The organism is Desulfitibacter sp. BRH_c19 (assembly GCA_001515945.1).
Taxonomy (GTDB): Bacteria; Bacillota; DSM-16504; order Desulfitibacterales; family Desulfitibacteraceae; genus Desulfitibacter.
Map to the genome: position 1 here is coordinate 31606 of LOER01000047.1, position 23671 is coordinate 55276.

Consider the following 23671-nt stretch of genomic DNA (forward strand, 5'->3'; position numbering starts at 1 on the left):
TCTCACTTCTCACTTCTCAAAGCTACAGGTGTTTTTTAACAACATCCACAACCTCTGTGAAATCAATGCCCCACTGCTTTAGAGTTTCTAACGTAGGAACTGCATTTTTCGTCCAGCCTCTCCTAGCGTATACACTATCACACAGCTGATTGTATTGATCTCTTCTAAACTTTCTCATTGCCTGAAACTTATCCTCAGCCTTCATTTCTGTTGGATCAATTCCAACAATTTCTTTTAACTGTTTATCATACCTTTCTTCTCGTGATAGATACTCTTCAAGTGTAGCAGGCCCTATGGAACGTGTTGGAGCACTATCATTTTCTCTGCTTCCATAACCCATCCTAAAGTTAAATACTCTCTGGAAGTGATATACAGGAGCTGACTGATTAATTAAATCAGCGTTTTCCATTTTTCGTCCTGTAATTGCTGTAAACATCTGCACATAATTTTCCTGATGCTCAGGAACATTTTGTGCATTTTCCCTTGTATGGTTATCTGCAGGAACTACATCATTCCAAGGAAGCTTACAAAGTCCCACTAAACCAAACCATGTCCTGAAAATCGGGAAATAGAAGAGAGCTTCCGCTTTATCTTCAAAGGTTGGGATTTGGTTGTTGACCATGTCCATGAAAATTAACCATGCTTCATCATGCTGTGGTCCCTTATTTGTTAATGCATATCCACCCTGCTGTGCCAAGGATTCCTTGGGCATATACATTGAATACTCTAGACCTTTGTTCTCCATTCCAATGTCATCTAAGAATTCTGCATCAGCACCATATTCCTTAACAAACAATGCTTTAAGCTTACGTACCCCTAACCCTGCAATTTTACCAAAGCCTTCTCCTCTAGCCATTTGATGCAAAAGCTCTAAGGCAGCATCTTTATTGCCAAAGGTAAGCTCCAGACCACCAGTTTTTTCTTTATCAAGTATTCCCTCTTCATAGCAATCCATACAAAAACCAGTAATATTGCCCACCGAGATAGTATCTACTCCATAGGTATCGCAATAGAAGTTTGATTCTAGAACGTACTGACTATCGAAGATGCCACAATTTGAACCTACTGCAGCAACAGTTTCGTATTCAGGACCATCCACAACTACCTTTTGTCCCTTGTATGGGCCAGTAAGCACTTCAAAATCTGGAACAACCTTACAGCAAGCTAATGTACATCCGAACCAGCAACCGTCACTCCCACTTAACTGAAACCACTTACTAAACTCCTTGGAAGAAATCTTATGGGCATCTGGATGGGAACCAAATTTAAAGTTATTAGTTGGCAACAAATCATAGTCATTCATAATCTCTGTTAAATAAGCTGTACCAGTCTTTCTCATTCTATTTTGCTTATCATCTAGATCGTGGATTTCTTTATGGAGCTTAATACCTAATTCAACTACTTTGTTCCTATCAGCAGGTTTATTAGAATCTCCCTTAGTATTGGAGTATTTAACAACTATTGCCTTAACCTTCTTATCTCTAAAAACTGTTCCTATACCCCCGCGCCCAGCCTGCTTAATTCTAAGTGCTTTTCTCTTAAGATCCCAAAACGAAAAGTTTAAGAGACCGACATGAGAATTTTCAGCCCCTTTACCAGCTGAAACTACAGATATATTTCTCTTTCCATAGTCACTATCTGAATACATTTCTGTAAGATGCTCTGCAATAAGATGAGAATCTGTCTCTTCTAATGGCGCTTCTTCAATGGAAATACGACCATTGTCACCATCAATATAGATTATCACATCTTTTTCAGCTTTTCCTTGAAGCTCTAGTGCATCCCACCCTGAAAACTTTAAATATGGACCAAAGTAACCACCAACATTACTGTCAATTGGTACTCCTGTTAAGGGCGATAAACTTACAACTAGTGATTTGCCAGTACCTGGGTATTGGGTGATTCCCCCGATAGGCCCAGATGATATGATTACTTCATTTTCAGGATCATTCCATTTAGTATTCTCGTTAACTGCATTCCATAGATAATATAATCCGAAGCCTCTGCCGCCTATAAATTTCTCCTTAACTTCCTCTGTAACTGGTTTGCTTTCAATTTTATTTTCAGATAGGTTTATATATAGGGTACGATTAGTATAACCCTTATCTACAGAACCAACATCATACTTCATTTCAGTTAAAAGCTTATGGGCATTTTTCATTTCTTCTATATTATAAGCCATGTTTATCCATCTCTCCTTTCCTTTATAATTTTTCTATATAAAGTGCTTCAGTAGGGCACTCCTTGGCACATTTACCGCATGCAATACACTTAAATGGCTCTAAATAATCCTTATGCATTCTCATTGATAATGTTGGGCAAAATCCTATACATGCAAAGCAACCCACACATTTATCTTTATCTATCATAATTACACCCAACTTACTTTTATGCAGTGCCATTGTAGGGCACACTTCCACGCACTCACCACATTGATTACATACATTTATGTCGTAACCTTCTGTTTTTTCACTTATCCTAATAGCAGACTTCTCCCTATCTTCCTTCTTAAAATTAACCTTGGAACATACTAACTCACAAATACCACAACCATCACACAATTCAGCCTTTACTCTTAAAGTTTTCAAGTAGACTCCCCCCTATCTATTATTTAAAGATTATTGCTTTTCATTTTAGTAAAAAGAAAAAAATTATTATTTGCCGTATTATTACTTCCACAAAAAAAAGCTGTTTCCTTTAGAAAACAGCTTTTTTTCCCTTACCATAATGTACAAATTATGGACACTAAAATAATAGATAATCAAGGGGCTCATTTCTTTTCATCATTATACTCAATATCTGCATCTGGGTGGTGATGTTTACACCATTCCTCAGAAACCTTTCCATCTACTAAAACTCTCCATGTTCCAGGATTTGCAGCACTACCCAGATACGCATGGACGATAACTGCAGATATAAGAAGAATAGAACTTAGTCCATGGATTGTGGCCGCAAAAATAAGCCAACTTCCACGAAGATTACCTCTTAATATTAGCGTTACCCCAGTCACAGCAAGTAGCACACTCAAGATACCTGAGATCCAGTAAAAAATCTTTTGTCCCGCATTAAAATGTCCAGCTGGAACATGACATTCTTGCTTTGTAAAGTACCCACCAAATTTCTTAAACCATTCAATGTCATAGGACTTAATTAGAGCATTCTTATACCAGACAGCACTCGCTGATAAAGAACTGATTATAAAGAGAACACCAAGCAAAATGTGAATAGTTCTAGCGGAATAGTAGCCTCCTCCTAGATTTAAAATGCCCATTGCGTTTAAAGCAAAACCAATACCCGTAATAATTAGTAAGGTGGTACTGCCCATTCTGATGAAATGGGAAACTCTTTCAAGAGGAGAATAGCGCGTCATATTTCTTGGTAACTTAGCTAGATGCTTTCCTTTGGGGCCTATCACAAGATAGTGTACTACTGTAAATATAAAAGCACCCAAAATTCCAAGGAAAAGTATTGTTCTAAAGAAGTTTTGATATATGTAATAGTAGCTCATTATTGTCCTATTTAAACCTAATACATTGCCCTGAGTAGTATAAACCGGGACTCCATCTGGTCCCCAAGGATCCTTCAGGACTTGCCCCGCTATCCAATGAGAATTAGGGTTATGACAATCGGAACACCCTCCTGCCCCGTAAGCTTCTTCTGCAGAAAGGACATTGTGAGCTATCAGAAATGTTTCTTGCTCAATTCCATTACTTTCGAGTACTAAGAGATCTTCGCTTTCATCAATTTCGTATGTTTGACCACCTTTGACATAGACAGGCTGAATTATATCTAATCTTTCATTTTCAGCAAGAACATTAGAAAGTGAGTTAAGCATTGCAATAATTTCTTCCTGAGAATTTACTTCTCGATGTCCATTTTTTGTATCATTACTAATCTTATTTATTATTGCATTAAAAGCTGCCTCTATCTCTGTTAGATATAATGGAACTATCGTACCATCTGTATTTCTATTACCCCACCATACCCCATTGACCAAATTTACGGGATATATGTAATCATCTAGCCTTTGTAAATGAGGTGGCAAACTGCCCTCTGTACTCTGCACATTCTCCATATCCCTGGTAAAATCAATAATTTCACCTGTGGTTACATCTACAACACTAGTGGCTTCCATGGTTTGATTTGGTACATGACATCCTTGACAGGATATGTACTCTAGGTGGGAAATCTTAATTGTATTATGTCTTGGCCTAGGTGCGCCCAATTCTCCTCTGTCATGGCACTCGCCACAGCTTAACATGGTTCCAGCAAACTCTGCAGCTGCACCTACTTCAGCCTTGCCTGTAGCTATCTGATGATTAATAGCAGGAGTATCATCTGTGTCTATAATAAAATGGCAGTCTAAACAATTCATTTCACCCTGGTTATGAATATCAGGGTTGTTTTCCTTATTCCAAACAAATCCTGCTTGTCTTAAACCCATAGAACCGTGGCAAGAAAGACAATTTTCATCACTAGCGGATACAATCTCTAAATCCACCGTGCCCCTTGTAGTAAAACTATCCAAATCATAAGTTACTTGTGGTTCCTCTCCTTCTAAAACACTTCCATCTACAGATCCTAGTCCAGCTCCCGCAGTTGCAGCCCATCTGAGGTTACCTTTTTCCATTTGTTCTACCCTAGCCTGATAATCATATCCAGGCAGATGACATAAAAGACAGTCAATTTCCACAACCCCACTCTCAACCCACTGGCTATTATAATAGTCTCCATCGAAGCTTTCAGCTAAAGACGAATTCTCCCGCAAGGCATCATCATACCTTCTTAGCTGTCTATCAAATTCCAGCATCCCTCCGCCTGGATGAAATGCTCCAAAAGCTAAGTTATCTTCATTAAGTCTAATCTTAGTAGCAAAATCAAAAGCAGTCATATCTATTTCATCTGGACATTCATTTTCCTTTTCCGCTAACTGTCTATAACTTAAAACAGACCATCTTTCCCATTCACTAGTAAAGTGATAGCCATTGAGAATTGAATTATAATCATGGCAGGTACCACAAGTTTCTTTTGGACTATAGGGTTGGTCTAAGTTTTCCTCTTTTCTTGAATTTATGGCCTCTCCATCTTCTGTATATAAAGTAACAGGCAAGTGGGCCAAAACTACATTAGAACCATTTATAATAAAAAACAGAAGCATACTAATTATTACTGCTTTCAAAATTCGTAAATACATCAAAAAACTTCCTCCCACCCAACTTACTAAGATTATTACTATTTTTTAAATATAAGCTTTACTGATTATCTATTTTCTTATTCTGATATATCAATGGACTTTTTATTCTATTAACAGGAATAAAAAAAGAACTCCTAAGAGCTCCTCTTGAAACAAACTATATATAATACCCCTCTAGCGCATCAACATCCTTAATAACAATTGTTCTTCCATTTATATCTATAAGACCTTCCTTACTAAATTTTGAAAGTATTCGACTCATTGTTTCCCTTGTGGTACCCACTAAGCTTGCCATATCCTGACGGGTAATATTTTTACAAAGTGCTATTCCATCCTGCGTTCTGCTACCATGATTCTTTGACAAGGTAATTAAGATACGAATAGTCTTTTCAATGGCATCATTACTTCCAAGCTCTCTAACTCTTTGCTGTACTTCCCTAAGCTTATTTGTCATTGCTCGTAAAAGTTCCATGGCCAACTGAGGATTATCAGAAATCAATCTTTCCAAATCCCTATTTCTAATAAAACCTATTTCTCCATCTTCTATTACCTCAACTGAGGCAGGGTAATTTACATTTCTTTGAAAAAGGGTTACTTCAGCAAAAATATCACCAGAGCTCAGTATATTTATAATCAGCTCCTTGCCAGCCTCTGAAGTTTTAAAAATCTTTACCTTCCCAGACTTTACAAAGTGGATAGCCTCCCCAGGGTCACCTTCAAAAAAAACCATTTCATTTTTTGAATATTTTTTTATAAAAGTTAACTCTGCAATATTATCAATTAGATCATCATCCAATTCAGAGAAAACAGGAATTTTTCTTAGTAAATTAATATCCGGTTTCAATTTATTACCCCCCAAAAATAATCATTACTTGATATTATATCATCTAATTGAGGTAGCTAGCAATTTTGAAAACAAATCGCTTAAACGCCGTGCATCATTTGCAATATGAATAAATAAATATCCCCCATTTCCACATGATATCGAAATGGGGGATAATCTTCTTTTCTATATATCGAAGGCAAAATGCTTTTTATCCAAGCATAGCTGCTAGATCTTCTTTTGCGTTTCCTGTTAATTTAATATCGAAGTTATCCTGAAGTACTTTTACAACATTTTCAGTTAAGAATTCTGGTGGATTTGGTCCTAGATAAATATTCTTCACACCGAGGCTTAGTAAACCTAACAAGATTGCAACGGCTTTTTGCTCAAACCATGACAATGCTATAGTTAGTGGTAAATCATTTACAGAGCAATCAAAGGCTTCAGCTAACGCAACAGCGATTTTAACTGCTGATCCAGAGTTATTGCACTGGCCAAGGTCAATGTATCTTGGAATTCCATCAATTGTTCCAAAATCATGATCATTGAAACGGAATTTACCACAAGAGGTTGTTATGATTACACAGTCCTCTGGTACCGATAATGCAAGCTCTCTATAGTAATCTCCACCTTTACCTGGCTTATCACAACCAGCTATTACAAAGAAGCGTTTTATCTTTCCTGCTTTTACTGCATCAATAATTTGTGGTGCAATTGAAAGTACTGTTGCATGGTGGAAACCTGTTGATAGCACCTTATCTGACTGCATATTTGCTTCTGGCAATGAAAGTGCCTTTTCAATTACTGCAGTAAAATCATCATTATTAATCTTTTGAACTCCTTCAAGCCCTGTAACACCATAAGAGAAGAAACGGTCTGCATAGCTACCTTTAATTGGCATTACACAGTTTGTGGTTGCAAGAATAGCTCCAGGAAATTGTTCAAAAAGCTTTCTTTGATCAAACCAGGCCTTGCCAATGTTGCCTTTTAAATGCTTATATTTTTTTAACTGTGGATAACCATGTGCTGGTAACATTTCAGAGTGAGTATAAATATTTACTCCTTTACCTTCTGATTGCTTAAGAAGATTTTCTAAGGCAAATAAGTTATGTCCAGTTACGATGATTGCTTTACCCTCTACCTTGTCATTTGTTACTGTTGCCGGTTCTGGAACTCCTAGTTTTTCTACATGAGCTCTATCAAGTAAGTCCATAACTTTTACTGTTGCAGTCCCTACTTTTAAGACCATTTCTATATGTTCTTGAAGATTAAAGTTAGAATTTGTAAGAGTAGTATATAAAGCCTCTTGGGTAATTGCATCTACTTCTGGGTCAGTATAACCCATCTCTCTGGCATGTGTTGCATAGGCTGCTACTCCTTTTAAACCAAAAATAATTGTATCCTGTAGGCTAGCAATATCCTTATCCTTGCCACAAACACCAATTTTTGTACAACCACCCTTTGGAGTTTGTGAACATTGATAACAAAACATATTAAGATTTTCCTTCTTTACTTCCTGAGTATCTTCCTTTTCATTTTTAAATAAACCAAACATTTAATGTGCCCCCTTAAAATTTTGTTCTAGCTTTAAACACATTGTATCCTTAATAATCCTATGCATCTGTGATATATGTCACCTAATAAAAAAAACACCCATCTTTTTGATAAGTGTTTAGAATTTCCTTAGTGCCTTTCCGTTTAAATAGTCACATTTCTTACCTTGATAGGTATCAAGCTCTTCTAGTCTAGTCTCGATCAGCTCTTTTATCTTCCACCAACTGGTATCCCAATTACTAAAAAGAAGTTTTCCTTTTGGCCCCTTACCTACTAACCGCTGGACTACAGCTGCTGGATACAAATACTCTAAAAAAGTCACTACCCTAGCTACATATTCATCTAAGGAGACAACGGTAAACTCTTTATTTAGGTATTGCTTCCCTAATAATGTGTTTTCTACTATATATAAAGAGTGTAACTTTACATAGTCTATTCCTAAAGAAGATATTATTTTAGCATTTTCTATAATATCTAGATCTGTATCCCCTGGTAAATTTAAAATTACATGTGAACAAATTTTCAAATCTCGTTTCTTTATCCTAATTACTGCATCTAAAAACTCTGCCAAAGTATGTCCCCTATTTATTCTTGTCAGGGTATGATAATTAACAGTCTGTAAGCCAAGCTCAATATCAACCTCAAGACTATTTTTTACTTTTAATTCATATAGAAAATCGAGATACTTGTCATTAATACAGTCTGGTCTCGTAGACAAAGAGATACCTATGACATCTTCTTCCTTAACTGCTACCTCTATCTCCTCTACAAATTGCTGATATGGTTTATAGGTATTTGTAAATGCTTGAAAGTACACTATGAACTTACTGGCACCAAATCTCTTTCTAAAAAACTCTTGATTTTTACAAATTTGTTCTTGAATAGATAAAGTGTTTGAAAGGCATTCAAAGCCTGAACCTTGTTCATCACAAAAAGTACAGCCACCGAGGCTTATGGTGCCATCTCTATTAGGACAGGTCCCGGGTAAATTTACAGGTACCTTATATACTTTTTCTCCAAATATTTCCATCAAGTACTTAGAATAAATCTGATAACGGTCCACTATTAGTCCCCTTTTTTGATATGTAAGTTGACTTGTTATTATTCAAATTATTTATACCCTTAATACTATATTGTCAATAAGGCGAGCAGGCCCTACTTTGACAGCCATGGCTATCATAAATTCGCCTCTAAGCTCTTCCATAAGGGAAAGGTCATCAGTACTTCTAATGTCTATATATTGTAGCTCAGCTAAAGGTTCTTTTGAAAGATTATCCTTTCCTTCCTTTAAAAGAACTGAAGTTTTTCTTTCTCCATTGAGAATCTTTTCCTCAAGGATTTTTAATGTTCTATATAGTAAAGGTGCCACTTCTCTCTCTTTTGGACTCAAGTATGCATTTCTCGAACTCATAGCAAGGCCATCCTTTTCCCTTACAGTTGGTATTACATCAATCTGAATATCAAGATTTAAATCTCTTAACATTTTCTTTATCACAATTACTTGTTGCCCATCCTTTTGCCCAAAGAAAGCTTGATTGGGTTGCACTATATTAAATAGCTTTAAAACGACTGTAGTAACACCTCTAAAGTGTCCTGGCCTGTTTTCCCCACATAGTACATTAGATAGACCCTCAACCTCTACATATGTCTTATAGCCATCCGGGTACATTTCCTTAGTAGTTGGCAAAAAAATTGCTTTCACACCTATGTCTTTTGCCAAATCGAAATCTCTTTGTAAATCTGTTGGATAACTATCAAAATCTTCTGTTGGTCCGAATTGAGTAGGGTTTACAAATAGACTTACTATAGTGTCGTGTCCCTTTAGTATTGATTGTCTCATCAGCTCAAGATGACCCTGGTGAAAATATCCCATGGTAGGAACAAACCCAATGCTACTACCTTTCTTTTTTAATTCATTGATATAATCCTTAGTTTCTCTTATATTTTTTAATATTTCCATTGTATTTATATCACCTCTAATTAAAAATACTTCAGGAAAAACCTGAAGCTACCTTCATGGGAATTTCCGTCTCTTGCCATTAGGCTTAAAGCGGCTTTTTGTTTATCTTCTTTACGGTAATTTAAGATCTTAAGCTTAGTATGCTAAGTTACGAAACTATTTAGTATGGTTCATGTAGATACCATCTAAAGGTATTTTATCATAAATGCCACATCTAACCAATAACCTCAGTTATTTATAAGGTAAATATTAAGAAAAAGTGATTTTTTATGAATATAAGGTGTAATTACTTTAAAAACATGGTAGGATAATAATCAGGGTTATAAAAGGGGTGAATAAACATGGATATGATCACACACTCCCTGGCAGGATTGGCTTTAGGGACATTATCTGGTGATCCTTTATCGTTAACTAATCCAATTTATCTAAGTTCAATGTTAGGCTCAATAGCCCCGGATTTTGATGTGCTCTGGGGATATAAAAAAATGAAACGGAGAAGGGACTTGCCCAGCTGGTTACAGCATCGTGCAATTACCCATTCTCTAGTTGGAATGCCCATTATTGCAGCTACCATTGCCTTTGGTCTGCATTTAATATTTGCTCAAACAAATTTCTGGCTTCTTTTTTTATTTTCGCTCATTGGAATATCGTCGCATAGTCTATTAGACTTAATGAATTGCTATGGAGTAAACATATTGTGGCCCTTAAAGAAAAAAGCCTACTCACTAAATATAGTGCCACTAATTGATCCTATATTGATATCATTTTTCTTAATAATGATAGGCTCTGTCAATTATATTAAAACTCTTCCACCTGCACTTTTCTTAACAATGGTATCTTATCTAATGTTAAGATGGATATTTTTTTCACGTACAAGAAATGCTATGTCTTTATATTACGCAGTAACACCAAATGCTATCCAAATGATACCACCACCTGTTAGCTTACGAAAATGGGATTTCTCTATAAATGAGGTTGATGATATATCAGGTCAAGTTGTATGTTTTCCAAGGTTTAGTGTTATGGAAGAAGAAAATAAATAGAAACGAAATAACCAATTGAAACGTAAAGAGTCAGCCTCCCAAGCTGACTCTTTTTTACACTATTATTTAAACTATCAAAAAGTATGTTAAGCCAAGTTTTCTTTACTAGCTTCTAAATATATTGTTTGCTAGCTTTTGATAACCTCTTACATTGGCGTGTTGCGACCCTTCAACCAGCTTCATATTTGGAAAATTCTTTAGGATAAAGCTACTCAAAGCTTGGCCTCCACCACCTGTCATGAATATAACATCAAAATCACGGTAATTCCATAATGAATTTATATCAAGGACAATCTTGTTAGCTATTTTTTCATATACCTCATTTTTAATATAAGTGATATCCTGATTTTTACCTGCTAATTTTAACCAACCACTTTCAAGGATTTCATCTAATTCAAAAACCTCTTTGTCGATTCCATATTCCTTTCTAAAGTAATTGGCAATCATTCTATACGCACTTGATAATGCAGTAGTATTAGAGAAACTCAAATGTTCAACAAGTTCCACCTGGTTAATAGCTGCAAATCCAGTAGTTTTGTAGCCTACATCTATAACACCTATCATCATATCTGCTAAATCCTTATTGATGACTCCACCTGAGTTATTGAGCATCTGATCATATAAAGTTCCAAAGGGTTGGGGTATTATATGTACCTTTTTAATACTAAAGTTTTTTACCTTTTCAGTCCTATCGCCTACAAAAGTCACTTCATGGTGTCCGACAAGCTTATCAGCCCAATCTCGTTGTTCAGAAAACTGATTAATAGGCAGTCCAGTAACAATATTGAATGATTCATTGTCCCATTTGTTCAACATACCGACACTAGTGAGCATTAAAATCTTTGAATTATTATCATTAACTTTTTGCAAATTCAGGGAACGAGATGCTATATCACTTTGTCTAAGGGCCAGTTCCCCTACAAAGTAAGACTCTTTATCTACTTTAACAGCTATGTTCTTTGTTTCCACATTTTCTTTGGCAAATTTAAGTGAAGAACTATACTGAAGCTCTCTACCTATACCTACAATACTAGGAAATTTGATTTCACCAACGGAATCGATTAGTTTGACATAACCATACCCCAAATCAATCCCTATATTCTTTTGAGATGCTTCAAAGTTTTTCTCCGACCTCTGGGCGTGCTGCATTTCATTAGAATTTTCAACAATATCTTCTGTTATTTCCGATTTATTTGCAAAATTAAACATTATATCCCCCCAAACCTTTTGGGTAAAACGTATCATATTATTATAAATTTATACATAGGACTATAGTCCTATTTGTCCCAAATTTTAGAAAAAATTAAAGGAACCCGTGTGGTTCCTTTAATCATTGTCCAATATTTATCCAAAGTATTCTATATGGTTAAGACCCCTACTTCTCAATTCCTCGTTGTTCAGCTTTTAGCTGAACGAGTTCACTAAATTTAGTAATCGACAATCTGATAATTAAGAAGTATAAAACAACCTTGCTAACTTTGGAATAGGTGAAACATGTAAGCCTAGCCCCAAACATACATAGCCAACCAGCATATTCATTAGCATTGAACTTGGATTATTTAATGCAATAACAAGGCATGCCCCAATAAACGCAATTATAAATTTTGCTTGAAATGGGGTAGCTTTTTTAAAATTAGGATATTTTATTGTACTAATCATAAGGTATCCTACCAACAGTACTATAGGAATAAAAACCACACTAGGAAGACTTGCTCCAGCCAGAACAAAGGATATCAAAATCCCTCCGCCTGCAGTAATTGGAAGCCCTTTAAAATAATTAGAAGAGTCAGTACTATCTACTGCATTAAAACGGGCTAGTCGTACTGCCCCACATACTGGGAATATGACTGCTACAACCACACCTAGAATACTATATTCTGTCAAGTACATCTGATAAATCAGCAATGAAGGTGTCACTCCAAAGGAAATTAAATCAGCAAGAGAATCTAATTCTTTACCTATTGGATTATCTACTGCAATTTTCCTGGCTAGCCTTCCATCAATACCATCTAATATCATTCCTACAAATATTAAAAATGCTGCAATTACAAATTGCTCCCTAATAATCAAAATGATTGCATAAAAACCTAAAATAAGATTCAATAGTGTTACCGAATTTGGTAACCATGCTCTATTTTTCATCTTTCCACCTCCCCATGATGGTTTCTCCACCCTTAACCCTATCTCCCTTTTTGACCAAAAGTTCTGCTCCAAGTGGTATATATAATTCTGTACATGAACCAAATCTAATTAAGCCTAACTTTTGCCCTTTTTCTAAATTCATGCCTGGTTGTACCCTGCATACAATTCTGCGAGCCACAAAACCAGCTATCTGCACAACTATGGCATTAAATTTTTCACCTTTAATAAATATCTTATTTTTTTCGTTTAGTGTACCTGCTTCTGCTTTGTAAGCTGGTAAAAATTTTCCAGCTGAATAGTGAACTTCACTAACCTCACCTGCAATAGGTGATCTATTAATGTGCACATCGAAAACAGATAGGAATATAGTGATCTTTTTAACCTTGGAGTTAAAAAACTCCCTTTCTTCTACTATATCCACTCCCATTACTTTCCCATCTGCAGGAGAAACTATAGTACTTTTATCCACCAATATGTCCCTATGGGGATCTCTGAAAAACAACACGACTCCCGCAGTCAAAATTCCTAGGAGAATTGCCAAAACAGGTTCCCAAAAAAATACTATAATTGTTGCTACAAAAAAAAATAAAGTAGGGACTATAAACTCTTTATCAAAAGCTATTCTTTTCATCATTTTTCCCCTTGGGTTGATTATTAAAGTTCAAATATATTTGTGATCAATATCTATTATAGAAGAAATATGCTTATAAAGCCAGTAATACTGCCTAAATAATTTCTCTAGATTTTATCCTTAAAAAGTGTAACAATAAGATGTAAGTACTTTTTTAGGAGAAAACCATGAAAAAGCTCAGTATTATAATCTTGTTTTTAGTCATACTTTCCTTAGGCTTTTCTTATTTAATACCCTTGCCCCAAAAGGGTAATGATGGTACTTTTAGCTTTGAAGCCATTTCAAAAAATGACATGGCCTCAAGGCCTACACGTAGTTCTTTCCCAATATATTATATGGAAATTGAAGATGCCAATACACATTTAGCGGCTGAACTAGATATCTTCTTTATAAACTCATGGGGTGAGCCTCTTGATGATATTCAAATTAATCTGCCTGCTAACATGGTAGGCGTAAATAATATAGAGGTATTCTCTTTAAAAATTAATAACAAAAGTGTTAACTTTAAAAGTTATACAGATAAAATTATCATTTATCTACCACATACTATGATGCCAGAAGACACAGTTATTATATCTCTCAGTTTTGAGACTCACTTTAAAAGCAATTTTACTAGGTTTGGCAAATATGATGAGATTTATCTCTTATCTTTATGGTATCCAGTCATAGCACCTAGAATAAAAGACAACTGGGTTAGCTTCCAATGGATTCCACATGCTGATCCCTATTTTTTTGAGACTGCCATATTTGAAATTAACTTATATACTGATAAAGATATTATGTCTCCACATCCATATACCCATACAGGCAACCACTACCGCTTTAAGACTTTACCCATAAGAGATTTTTCTCTGGTAATGGGAACCCTAGCAGGAATAAATCGCAAGATCTATAATGGACCAGAAATTTCCTATTATTCTAGGGACCATAGGATTGATTTAGTTACAAATACACAAGACGTTTTTAACTTCTATAGTGAAAAATTTGGACCATACCCATATTCTTCTCTGGTATTTGTAGATGTTCCAATGGATTATTTTAAGGGTATGGAGTTTTCTGGAATGATATTTCTAAATGAAGATCAGATCATAGATCTATTCACAGTAGCCCATGAAATTGCTCATCAGTGGTGGTATTCTTTAGTTGGTAATGATCAACTAAATGAAAGCTGGATTGATGAAGGTTTGGCAAACTATGCAGCTTACAAATACTGTCAAGAAAAAGGATTGCCGGTAGCAGATATTTTTAAAATCTACTTTTCTTTAGCAGAAAATACTTATAGAGGCTTTCCCATTGTTAGAAAGCTTCAGGATTTTCCTTCTGCCGCCAATTATAGACAAGCAGTCTATTTAAAAGGTGCAAACTTCTGGATACAAGTTGAAGAAATGATAGGTGAAGAGGAAACCTTCAATTATTTAAGAAAAATACAAAATCAATATCAGTATGAAATTATTGATACTGAGATCTTAATACAGGGTTTAGTAGAAGATTATGATCTTAGAGCATCGGATTTGCACAAATTATTAAAGTAGTGAACAATCAACTAACTATTTACTACTTTTCTTGTGAAAAAACTTTCCAAGGATCCAGCTAAAGCTAACTGCCCAGCATATTCCAGAGAGACACCCTTACAATCCACATGGTGCATTGATATATTGCCATGGCTGCTAGCCCAGCTCCTGAAGCCCTAAATACCCTTCTTAGCACTATAATAACTGCCATGAAAGAAAAGGGATTACAACATCCTTGGATCGTCAGAGGATTAACGAGAATTTCAACTATTGTAAATATTTTCAAACAGATTATTTCTGCCTTTTTTAAAATTACCATTGACAAAAGAAGTATCTGTCTCTAAAATAGGTGTAATTAGAATTGATGTCCTCCAGTGGAGGACAATAGCATTTCTTGAGAGAACAGTCTTCTTCTTGTTAGTCAAAATAATTACTACCGAAGGTGGTGTCACATAAAATGAAAAGATTTTTAGCCGATAGAATATCTGGATTAGGCACTGAATCTGCCTTTGAAGTGTTGGCAAGAGCTAGAAAAATAGAAAGCCAAGGAGTAAAGGTTATACATATGGAAATAGGTGAACCAGACTTTTCATCTCCAGCACGTGTGATTGGCTCTGCCGCTAAAGCATTGCATCAGGGCCAAACAAAGTACTGTGCTGCCGGAGGTCTAGCTGCAGTACAGGAAGTAATAGCAGACTATAGTGGAAAGCTTAGAAATATAAAGTTTGAGCCTAGCGAAGTAGTTATAGTTCCAGGTGCAAAACCTATTTTATCCTATACTATGATGGCTTGTGTCAATCCAGGTGATGAGGTTATTTATCCTAATCCTGGGTTCCCAATATATGAATCTCTTATACGTTTTTGCGGTGGAATTCCTGTTCCACTTCCCATAGAGGAAATCGGCGATAATTTTAGTATAGATGTTGATAAACTTGCTAAATTAATCACTCCTAAAACTAAAATGTTAATACTTAACTCTCCCCATAATCCTACAGGGGGCATTTTGACTAATAAGGAGTTATCGGAAATAGCTAAGCTATGTATTAAAAATGACTTGCTGGTATTATCTGATGAAGTCTATAGTAAAATATATTATGATGAGGCACCAACTTCTATAGGATCTTTTCCCGGAATGAAGGAAAGGACCGTCATTGTTGATGGTTTTTCAAAAACATTTTCTATGACAGGTTGGAGGCTTGGTTATGGTCTAATGCCTCAAGAATTAGCACAACATATTAGTCGTTTAATTATTAATTCAAACAGCTGTACAGCTCCCTTTGTGCAAATAGCTGGTGCAGAAGCTATCCTAAACTGCCAGGACGAAACAACTAAAATGGTACAAGAATTTGCAAAAAGACGTGAAATCCTTATAAATGGACTTAACACAATACCAGGCTTATACTGCCATAAACCTAAAGGAGCTTTTTATGCTTTCCCCAATATTACCGGAACAGGAAATACAAGCACAAAATTGGCTCATGATTTGTTAGAAAAAGCTGGAGTGGCAGTTTTGGATGGAGCATCCTTTGGAGAGTATGGGAAAAATTACTTGCGTCTTTCATATGCAACTTCTGTAGACAATATATATGCAGCTCTTAATAGAATTGACTTATTTCTAAATAATAGAAAATTATCTATGATGTAAAACAAAACTTGGCTATCTGATTATTTTTTATGATCTTGCTTGTATACTGATTTTTTGGGTTCTTCTAGCTTATTTGTTTTTTTCTTATATGCTGGTTGTGAAGCAACTCTCTTGAAGAGCATATAAATACTCATTTCCTTGAGATAAACCCAGGATAACCCTCCAAGCATAAGAATTCCCATAGCTCCAACAGCGGGAAATAGATACCTTACAAGGTTAGTAAAACCTAATTGACTGAATCCATAAGCCACAATACTCGTACCAACTATGTATTTCCAGCTAGCTGGGTGATTAGGTGGAATTATCCTGGCTGCAAAGCCATATAAGCTACCTACAGCTGTGGTATAGACCTCCGCAAAGATCACCACAGCAAAAGCCAACTGTATTAATGGAGATATCTGAGAAACAACAAATATCATAGGTATTGAAAACTCTCCCGCTTGGGGCATATTAACTAAAACCGCTAGATAAATTGCGCCTGCTCCTATAGCAAGACCAAACCCACCAATCACAGCTCCCTTTTTCAAAGTTTTTTGGTCATCTGTCTCTTTTCCAAGGGGTGCTAAAATAGCTACAGCCATAACCAGATTATAGGAGACATACAAGATTGCTGCTATTGACCAAAATGGGACTGGGGGGATACCCAAATTGGTAGTAGTTAGGTTATTAAAATCAAAGCCTGTGCTATAAATCGTTAAAAAAGCTATAACAAATACTGCAATAAGCAAAAAAGGAGTAACAATACTAATAGCATTAATAACACCAGATATGCCAAGCAATACTGTTAACAAAGCAACAATCATCAAAAAGCCACTTCCCAATAATTCTGGTAATCCAAGTTGCTCTTGAAGCAGAGCCCCTGCGCCTGCGGCCATTACTGTAACCGCACCAAAAAGAAAAAAGGTTATTACATAATCAATAATGGTCCCCAGAAACTTGCCCCCTATGTACCTAATCACAGGTAAATGAGATTCTGCTCTCAGCTTTCTGCCCAACTTCAATATTAAATACCCATAAAATGAAAATAACAATCCTGAAACAATTATACCTATAATTCCAAAGGCTCCAAAAAAGCCAAAGAACTGTAATATCTCTTGGCCTGAAGCAAAACCTGCCCCAACTACAGTTCCAATGTAAGCTGCTGCAACTTTTAATGTACTGATCTTTGGTTTAGACATACTTCACTCCTCAATACATAGCTGTCTAAACCTATCTTTTTCTTTAATAAAATATTATATAACAAGATTTCTTTTCCAATTGATTTTTCCTTAGGAAGTACTTATCAAGCACTAAAAAAGAAACAGATCAACGTCTGTTTCTTTTTTATCTACTTATATAATTCTTGGCTAATTTTTTCACTTACAGATTGCATCAAATTATTAAATGTCTCTTGACTTTTAAAAAGCCTACTAAGGGTTTCATTTTGACCTGCAGCCACATGGAGTGCTTTCATTTCTTCCACCTTGGCATTATCAACAGGCTGCCCCTCCGCCTGCGCTTTCTGAATACCGTCCTGAAGTTCCTGAACCTTTGTTATGAGATCTTGTGCAGCCACATCGAGCTTTAACCTAGCATGGGCTGAGTTAAGGTCCTTATACTCATCTGTTTCTTTTACTGCTTCAGCTAATTCTTTAGATTTTACATCGATACTCATGCTTATTCACCTCCTGGTCTAATACTAATACTTCCTTCTATATAGTGTCATGAATTCCTTTAAATAATTTAAACTTATTAGCCCTTTAGCATACTCTTAAGATGTACTATTCCTTAGAATACTATACAAATCAGCAAGCGACGGCTTTCTTAAAGTGTTCAAAGTCGCCTTTGTGTTTTCTGCTTTTTTGACATAGAGAAGTATTTCATCATTTGATAATTCTACTTTTTTAATAAGCTGATTGATTACTGTAGAAAACTTATAGAGTGTATCAAAACCCATTGCATTTAATGCCAATTTAACCATGTCTGGATATGAAGAATTGAGATATTCCAAGTATTGAACCATCAACAGACCATTTGCTCTTCCATGATGAATACCCTTATAATATGTAAGAGAGTAGCCAAGCGAATGAACTAAAGTCGTTCCAGTCTGGGCTATAGCAATGCCCGCAATCATAGATGCATATAGAAGTTTCTCTCTGATTTCCAAATTAAAATTTCCTTTTATTAAGGCATCCCAGCACTTTGCAAAAGCCTCTAAACCCTGTACTACCATAAATTGACTCATAGGGCTAGCTTTTATAGTAAAAAACGACTCTAGTAAGTGGGATAAAGCATCAATAGCCGTATTAATAGTTAAATCATTAGACATGGTTTCTGTATACTTAGGATCAAGAAGCGCAACTTTTGGAAACAAATCATCTGAAGCGAAACTCATTTTTGTTTCTTGATCTGTAACTGTTAGAACGGAATATGGTGTAACTTCGCTTCCTGTACCAGCAGTTGTAGGAATAGCAATTATTGGAAGGGGCTTTTTGGTGTAAGTTTTAGGGTCATAAAGCTCTTTTGGAGTAATCCTATTCACACCTAAAACTGCAACTGCTTTTGCAGCGTCTAAAGGTGATCCACCACCTATTGCAATTACATAATCCACGTTGCCGTCCCTAGCCATCTTTCCACCCTGTTCAACATTTTTAAGGGTGGGATTCTCTTCAACCTCATCCCAAATTATTGGGTTTTTATTTTGTAAGGCGCTTATAACATCCCTTTGTGAACCATTAGCTTTAGCTGAATTGTTCCCAGTAACCAAAATTGGATTTGAACCAAATTCTTTAAATAAATCCTTATTATTACTAACAACATCCTTGCCAAATATTATTTTGGTTGGCATTCTATACTCAAAGTTCATAGTGAGACCTCCCTGTTTTAGAATTCAAACTACACTCTCTTCCTTTCAGATTATCAAATATTGGCCACGATAAAAATTATACTGTAACTAGCAGGAGGTTGCAACTTGGGAGGACCCAACATTAAAAGCCCTCCTACAACCGAAGGGCTTTTAGATAGAACCATTAATTATATTTTAACCTTAGAATGGTAGTGCAAAGAAGTTGCCACTAAAGAAGACATAAGCTGCAATCAATGTTAGAACAAGGTTAAATGTTTGACCAACAATGTATAGGTTTAATGGCTTACCACCCTTAACAAGCTTAGCCATATCACCAAAGTTAGATTCAAGTCCAATACTCACAAAGGCTAATGTAAAGAAAAACTTTCTATATCCATTAACCACACCTAGAGTATCCTTTACAAGTGCGTCTGGTAAGAAGAAGGAGAAAATTATTGAAGCACCAATGAAACCAAGTATGAACTTAGGCATACGGAACCAGATTTCAGATGCCCCAACATTAGCTTCAGATACCGATTTTCCTTCATATCTAACTACCCAGAATACTGCTATAACGAAAGCAGAAAGTCCAATCATTATGTTCTGAATCATTTTAATAACAGAGGCAATTTCCATTGCTTCTTCACCTAGCATAGTTCCAGCTGCAACAACCGCACCAGTTGCGTCAATTGTACCACCCATCCAAGCTGCTCCTACATATGGATCCATACCAATTGCCACTACTAAAGCAGGCATAGCAACCATCATAATAACTGTGAATATCAAGGAAATACCAATTGCTAATGATATTTCTTCTTTTTTAGCTTTTGCTGCAGTACCAGCAGCAATTGCCGCGGATACACCACAGACGGAAGTTGCGGCTGCAATAGTAATCGCTAAACCTCTATTCTCCTGCATTTTAAGATAGCTTTGAGAATACCAATACATGAAAATAATTACAACAGGAGTTACCAGCCAAGCAACACCTAAACCGAGAACACCTAATGTCAACATACGATCAAACAGAATAGAAGCTCCTAATAAAACTAAACCAGTTTTAATATACAATTCTGTTTTAACCCCAGGCTTCAATAGATCGGGGGTTTTAATGGTATTACTAATTAATAAACCTAAAACTAATGCCCAAACAACACTATTCAATCCATAATGGCTCAATGGTGCAAATTTTCCCATGATTTCTGCAAGAATCGCAATTATAAAAATTATAGGAAATGCTACTGCAAATTTTCCAACCATTGCTTTGTTAGTAAAGAACATAGAAAATGCAAAAAGTATTAAACATAATATGCCAGTTACAATAATTCCTGTCAGAGAAGCGCCTGGAATAGAAGCAAAAAATCCAAGTCCATCTACTCCCCATTTTGCTGGCATGACAACTTTTGGCCATGCACCTGCAGCTGCTAAAACTATAACAATAACGCCTAACCAAACCGTAAACCAATCTTCTTTAGAAAATATTCCCTCAAAAATTGGCTTCTTTTGAGTGTTCTGACTCATAGGTCTCAACCTCCTAAATTAATTTATTTCTCTCTAAGTCCACCTTTATAAATCTAAATCTTTTCGAAAACTTTCACAAACTCAGATATTCGCCTCCTTTCAATCCTTTTTCGCTATAAATGCTAGGAATCCGGCGTCAAAGCATGCTACGATTTTGCACGTATGAAGTGCTTCATAAAAAAATATTATAGCTATATTAAATATCGTTATTAACTTCTACTTAGTTATCTAAAGTCCTCCTTGTTTTTTTATATTTTTTTGACTTTTTTTAAAAATTAATCGAATTAAATCGAAACGCTATTCAAACTATACAGCAGTAATATTAAAGAATATATTGAAGGATACCTATCAAATAAGTTAATATAAGAACAGGAGGCGAAATAATATGGCAAAAGACTTGAAATATGTAGGCAAGCCCTTTCCATTAAAGGAAGCATCTCAAAAAGTTACAGGTCAGCTTCTATATAATAGTGATAAAAAAGCATACAACCTTTTACACGCAAAGATGCTACTCAGTCCTATACCTCACGGTATTATTAAGAAAATTAATACAGCTCAAGCAGAAAAACTTCCTGGAGTAAAAGGTATTTTTAGTTATTTAAACAGTCCCAAAACTTTGTACAATAGCTCCGTTATCGAGTATGATGATGACTATTCACCTAAAAATGAGCTCATTTTTTCAAAGATTGTCAGACATGTGGGAGATCGAGTTGCAGTTGTTGTTGCAATGGACTTAGAAACAGCTCAAGCAGCAGTAGATTTGATAGAAGTAGAATATGAGGAACTACCAGTTATACTCGATTTAGAAGATGCGTTGCATAATACGAACGTCCAAATTCAGCCTCCTATTCCTGAATACAATTATGTTATAGGCAACCCTGCAAGTGGCTTTGAAGATGCAGATTATATTTTTTCACATGCCTTTGCTTCTCCTAAAGGACACCACTGCACTATGGAAACAAGCTGTGTAATTGCAAGTTGCGACTCCTTAGGCAAAGTCACAATCCAAACAAATACACAAAACTGCTGGATGGTTCGTTATACTGTAGCTAGTGCACTAGACATTCCACTTAATGATATAAGAGTCATAAAGGTAGACGGAGGAGGCTCCTTTGGACTTCATTTAGAAGCCACTCTTGAGCCTTTAGTAGCCTTTCTCGCAAAACAGACTAAGGGTACTGTTAAACTTCACTTAAATAGAAATGAAACCATGTTAAGTACTAGATGTAGAACAAGTGTAAAAACCAAAATAAAGACTGGAGTAAAAAAGGATGGTACCATTACTGCTATGGATATTCAGGTAATAGCTGATGCAGGTGCTTATACAAGCATTTCTGCCTGGATGCCCAAGTCAATAGGAAATAAAGTTAAGAGGCTTTATAAAATACCAAATCTTAGCTATAAAGGCAACCTGGTTCATACTAATACTGCAGTTTCTGGAAGTTTCAGAGGTTTTGGAACTGCAGAAATATTTGCAGCATTAGATACCCATATGGGGAATCTTGCAAGAGAGTTAAATCTTGATCAGGTTGAATTTAGGCTTAAGCATGTAATGAATCCTTATGACAATGACCCCCTTACAGGCCATACATTTGGCAATAGCGGGATTAAAGAATGTTTAACTGAAGGTGCGAAGGCCTTTGGTTGGGATGGAAAGAAGAATATCACAAGCAAAAATAACTCACGTTATAAATATGGCATTGGAGTTGGCTGTTGTGCTCATACAAATGGATGTTTTGGATATCATCAGGATTTTGCAGCAATGACTTTACGCATTAATGAAGAAGGAGCAGCCCTTTTAAATACAGGACTACATGACCTTGGCGGCGTAGGAACCAAGACTATGCTTGCTCAAATAGTATCGGAAGTGTTAGATATTGAAATGTCCAAGGTTACACCTTTAGAATGCGATACTGAAAGAAGTTCTTATGATGTAGGGACACAAGCAACTCGTACCGCTTATGTTGGTGGGAATGCTGCCAAAGCTGTATCAGAAAAAGTAATGCTGATGCTCTTAGAAGAGGCCGCTAAGATGTTGTCTGTACCAAGAACTGAATTAATAGTAGAAAAAGGTCATATAAAAGCTATTAACAATCCAGAAAAAGCAGCCAGCTATGGTGAAATAGTAATGTATTCGCTTAAAAACAATAAAGAGATTTTCGCATACGATAGCTACGCAGCACAGGCAAACCCAACCTCTTATGCTGTCAACTTTGCAGAAGTTAGGGTAGATACGAAAACCGGCCATGTGGACGTACTAAAAATAGTCTCAGCTCATGACATAGGCAAGGCTATAAATCCTATGTTGGTAGAAGGGCAGATCCAAGGAGGAATTGCTATGGGACTAGGTTTTGCTCTAAGTGAGGAGTTAGAGTATACTCCCGAAGGCAAATGTAAGAACCCTAATTTCAGCAACTATTTTCCATTTAGAGCCTCCGAAATGCCGGAAATAACAAAAGTATTAATTGAAAAGGGCGAAGTTCACGGGCCCTGGGGAGCTAAGGGGATAGCAGAAATTACTGCTGGAGCAGTAGCTCCAGCTATTGTAAATGCCGTTAATAACGCACTAAATACAAATATGACCATTCTTCCATTAAATACTGAAAGGTTACTGAAAGAAATATCCACTAAGGTTAACTAATTGCATTTAAAGAACTTACTATAGTATTGAAAAGGAGCCAACTCAGGGCAAACGCCCTTTAATTGGACTCCTTTTTCTTATACTATCAAAAAGTATAAGTTCAAACAAGGTAGATAGTATTCACAAAGACTAAGGCTTCCGCCAGTAGTTCTAGCATTGCGTATTTTGCAATGCGTAGAAATACC

General features: G+C 36.0%; 18 protein-coding genes and 1 pseudogene. 4 read left to right on the forward strand and 15 right to left on the reverse strand.

Going from position 1 to position 23671, the window contains the following annotated elements:
- Positions 1–22: 22 nt before the first annotated feature.
- The 7 genes from APF76_17970 to APF76_18000 form a co-directional block, all read right to left on the reverse strand.
- Entirely contained in the window at positions 23–2161 is a 2139-nt protein-coding gene (locus APF76_17970; GenBank protein KUO48843.1) for an aldehyde:ferredoxin oxidoreductase, read from the reverse strand.
- Positions 2162–2204: 43 nt separating this feature from the next.
- Positions 2205–2588, reverse strand: a complete 384-nt coding sequence (locus APF76_17975) for an aldehyde:ferredoxin oxidoreductase (protein KUO48773.1) — start codon at positions 2586–2588, stop codon at positions 2205–2207.
- A 182-nt stretch (positions 2589–2770) separates the two neighbouring features.
- Complete coding sequence (locus tag APF76_17980) at positions 2771–5194, reverse strand: hypothetical protein (GenBank protein ID KUO48774.1); 2424 nt, start codon at positions 5192–5194, stop codon at positions 2771–2773.
- Positions 5195–5351: 157 nt separating this feature from the next.
- Complete coding sequence (locus APF76_17985) at positions 5352–6038, reverse strand: hypothetical protein (protein ID KUO48775.1); 687 nt, start codon at positions 6036–6038, stop codon at positions 5352–5354.
- A gap of 190 nt (positions 6039–6228) precedes the next feature.
- Positions 6229–7509: a hydroxylamine reductase gene (locus APF76_17990; protein KUO48844.1), complete on the reverse strand. Its 1281-nt coding sequence runs from the start codon at positions 7507–7509 to the stop codon at positions 6229–6231.
- A 180-nt stretch (positions 7510–7689) separates the two neighbouring features.
- Positions 7690–8601 (reverse strand): radical SAM protein, encoded by a 912-nt coding sequence (locus APF76_17995; protein KUO48845.1) that lies wholly within the window; start codon positions 8599–8601, stop codon positions 7690–7692.
- Positions 8602–8685: 84 nt separating this feature from the next.
- Complete coding sequence (locus APF76_18000; GenBank protein ID KUO48776.1) at positions 8686–9531, reverse strand: pantoate--beta-alanine ligase; 846 nt, start codon at positions 9529–9531, stop codon at positions 8686–8688.
- 341 nt (positions 9532–9872) lie between these two features.
- Here APF76_18000 and APF76_18005 point away from each other — a divergent pair, with 341 nt between their 5' ends.
- Positions 9873–10574 carry a hypothetical protein gene (locus APF76_18005; protein ID KUO48777.1) on the forward strand — a complete coding sequence of 234 codons (702 nt, stop codon included), beginning with the start codon at positions 9873–9875 and terminating at the stop codon, positions 10572–10574.
- 105 nt (positions 10575–10679) lie between these two features.
- Here the strand turns inward: APF76_18005 and APF76_18010 are convergent, their stop codons facing one another.
- The 3 genes from APF76_18010 to APF76_18020 all read right to left on the reverse strand — a co-directional run bounded on the left by APF76_18010 (position 10680) and on the right by APF76_18020 (position 13347).
- Complete coding sequence (locus tag APF76_18010) at positions 10680–11783, reverse strand: hypothetical protein (protein KUO48778.1); 1104 nt, start codon at positions 11781–11783, stop codon at positions 10680–10682.
- A 240-nt stretch (positions 11784–12023) separates the two neighbouring features.
- Positions 12024–12716: a hypothetical protein gene (locus APF76_18015; protein ID KUO48779.1), complete on the reverse strand. Its 693-nt coding sequence runs from the start codon at positions 12714–12716 to the stop codon at positions 12024–12026.
- Positions 12706–13347, reverse strand: a complete 642-nt coding sequence (locus APF76_18020; GenBank protein ID KUO48780.1) for a hypothetical protein — start codon at positions 13345–13347, stop codon at positions 12706–12708. Before APF76_18020 ends, APF76_18015 begins: the two co-directional genes overlap by 11 nt.
- A gap of 167 nt (positions 13348–13514) precedes the next feature.
- Between APF76_18020 and APF76_18025 the strand changes: the two genes are divergently transcribed.
- Positions 13515–14879, forward strand: a complete 1365-nt coding sequence (locus tag APF76_18025; GenBank protein ID KUO48781.1) for a hypothetical protein — start codon at positions 13515–13517, stop codon at positions 14877–14879.
- Between the two features lie 64 nt (positions 14880–14943).
- On the opposite strand, the gene APF76_18030 is transcribed toward APF76_18025, so the two are convergent.
- Positions 14944–15183, reverse strand: a complete 240-nt coding sequence (locus tag APF76_18030; GenBank protein KUO48782.1) for a hypothetical protein — start codon at positions 15181–15183, stop codon at positions 14944–14946.
- Positions 15184–15315: 132 nt separating this feature from the next.
- On the opposite strand from APF76_18030, the gene APF76_18035 reads away from it, so the two are divergent.
- The gene (locus tag APF76_18035) at positions 15316–16503 is read left to right on the forward strand and encodes an aspartate aminotransferase (GenBank protein KUO48783.1); all 1188 of its coding nucleotides are present in this window, start codon (positions 15316–15318) and stop codon (positions 16501–16503) included.
- 152 nt (positions 16504–16655) lie between these two features.
- Here the strand turns inward: APF76_18035 and APF76_18040 are convergent.
- The 4 genes and pseudogenes from APF76_18040 to APF76_18055 all read right to left on the reverse strand — a co-directional run bounded on the left by APF76_18040 (position 16656) and on the right by APF76_18055 (position 20845).
- Positions 16656–17681, reverse strand: a pseudogene (locus tag APF76_18040).
- 149 nt (positions 17682–17830) lie between these two features.
- Positions 17831–18157 carry a hypothetical protein gene (locus tag APF76_18045; GenBank protein KUO48784.1) on the reverse strand — a complete coding sequence of 109 codons (327 nt, stop codon included), beginning with the start codon at positions 18155–18157 and terminating at the stop codon, positions 17831–17833.
- 96 nt (positions 18158–18253) lie between these two features.
- Complete coding sequence (locus tag APF76_18050) at positions 18254–19348, reverse strand: hypothetical protein (protein KUO48785.1); 1095 nt, start codon at positions 19346–19348, stop codon at positions 18254–18256.
- Between the two features lie 180 nt (positions 19349–19528).
- A complete protein-coding gene (locus APF76_18055) occupies positions 19529–20845 on the reverse strand; it encodes a hypothetical protein (protein ID KUO48786.1) in 1317 nt (438 codons plus the stop codon).
- 385 nt (positions 20846–21230) lie between these two features.
- On the opposite strand from APF76_18055, the gene APF76_18060 reads away from it, so the two are divergent.
- Complete coding sequence (locus APF76_18060) at positions 21231–23486, forward strand: hypothetical protein (GenBank protein ID KUO48787.1); 2256 nt, start codon at positions 21231–21233, stop codon at positions 23484–23486.
- Positions 23487–23671: the final 185 nt, after the last annotated feature.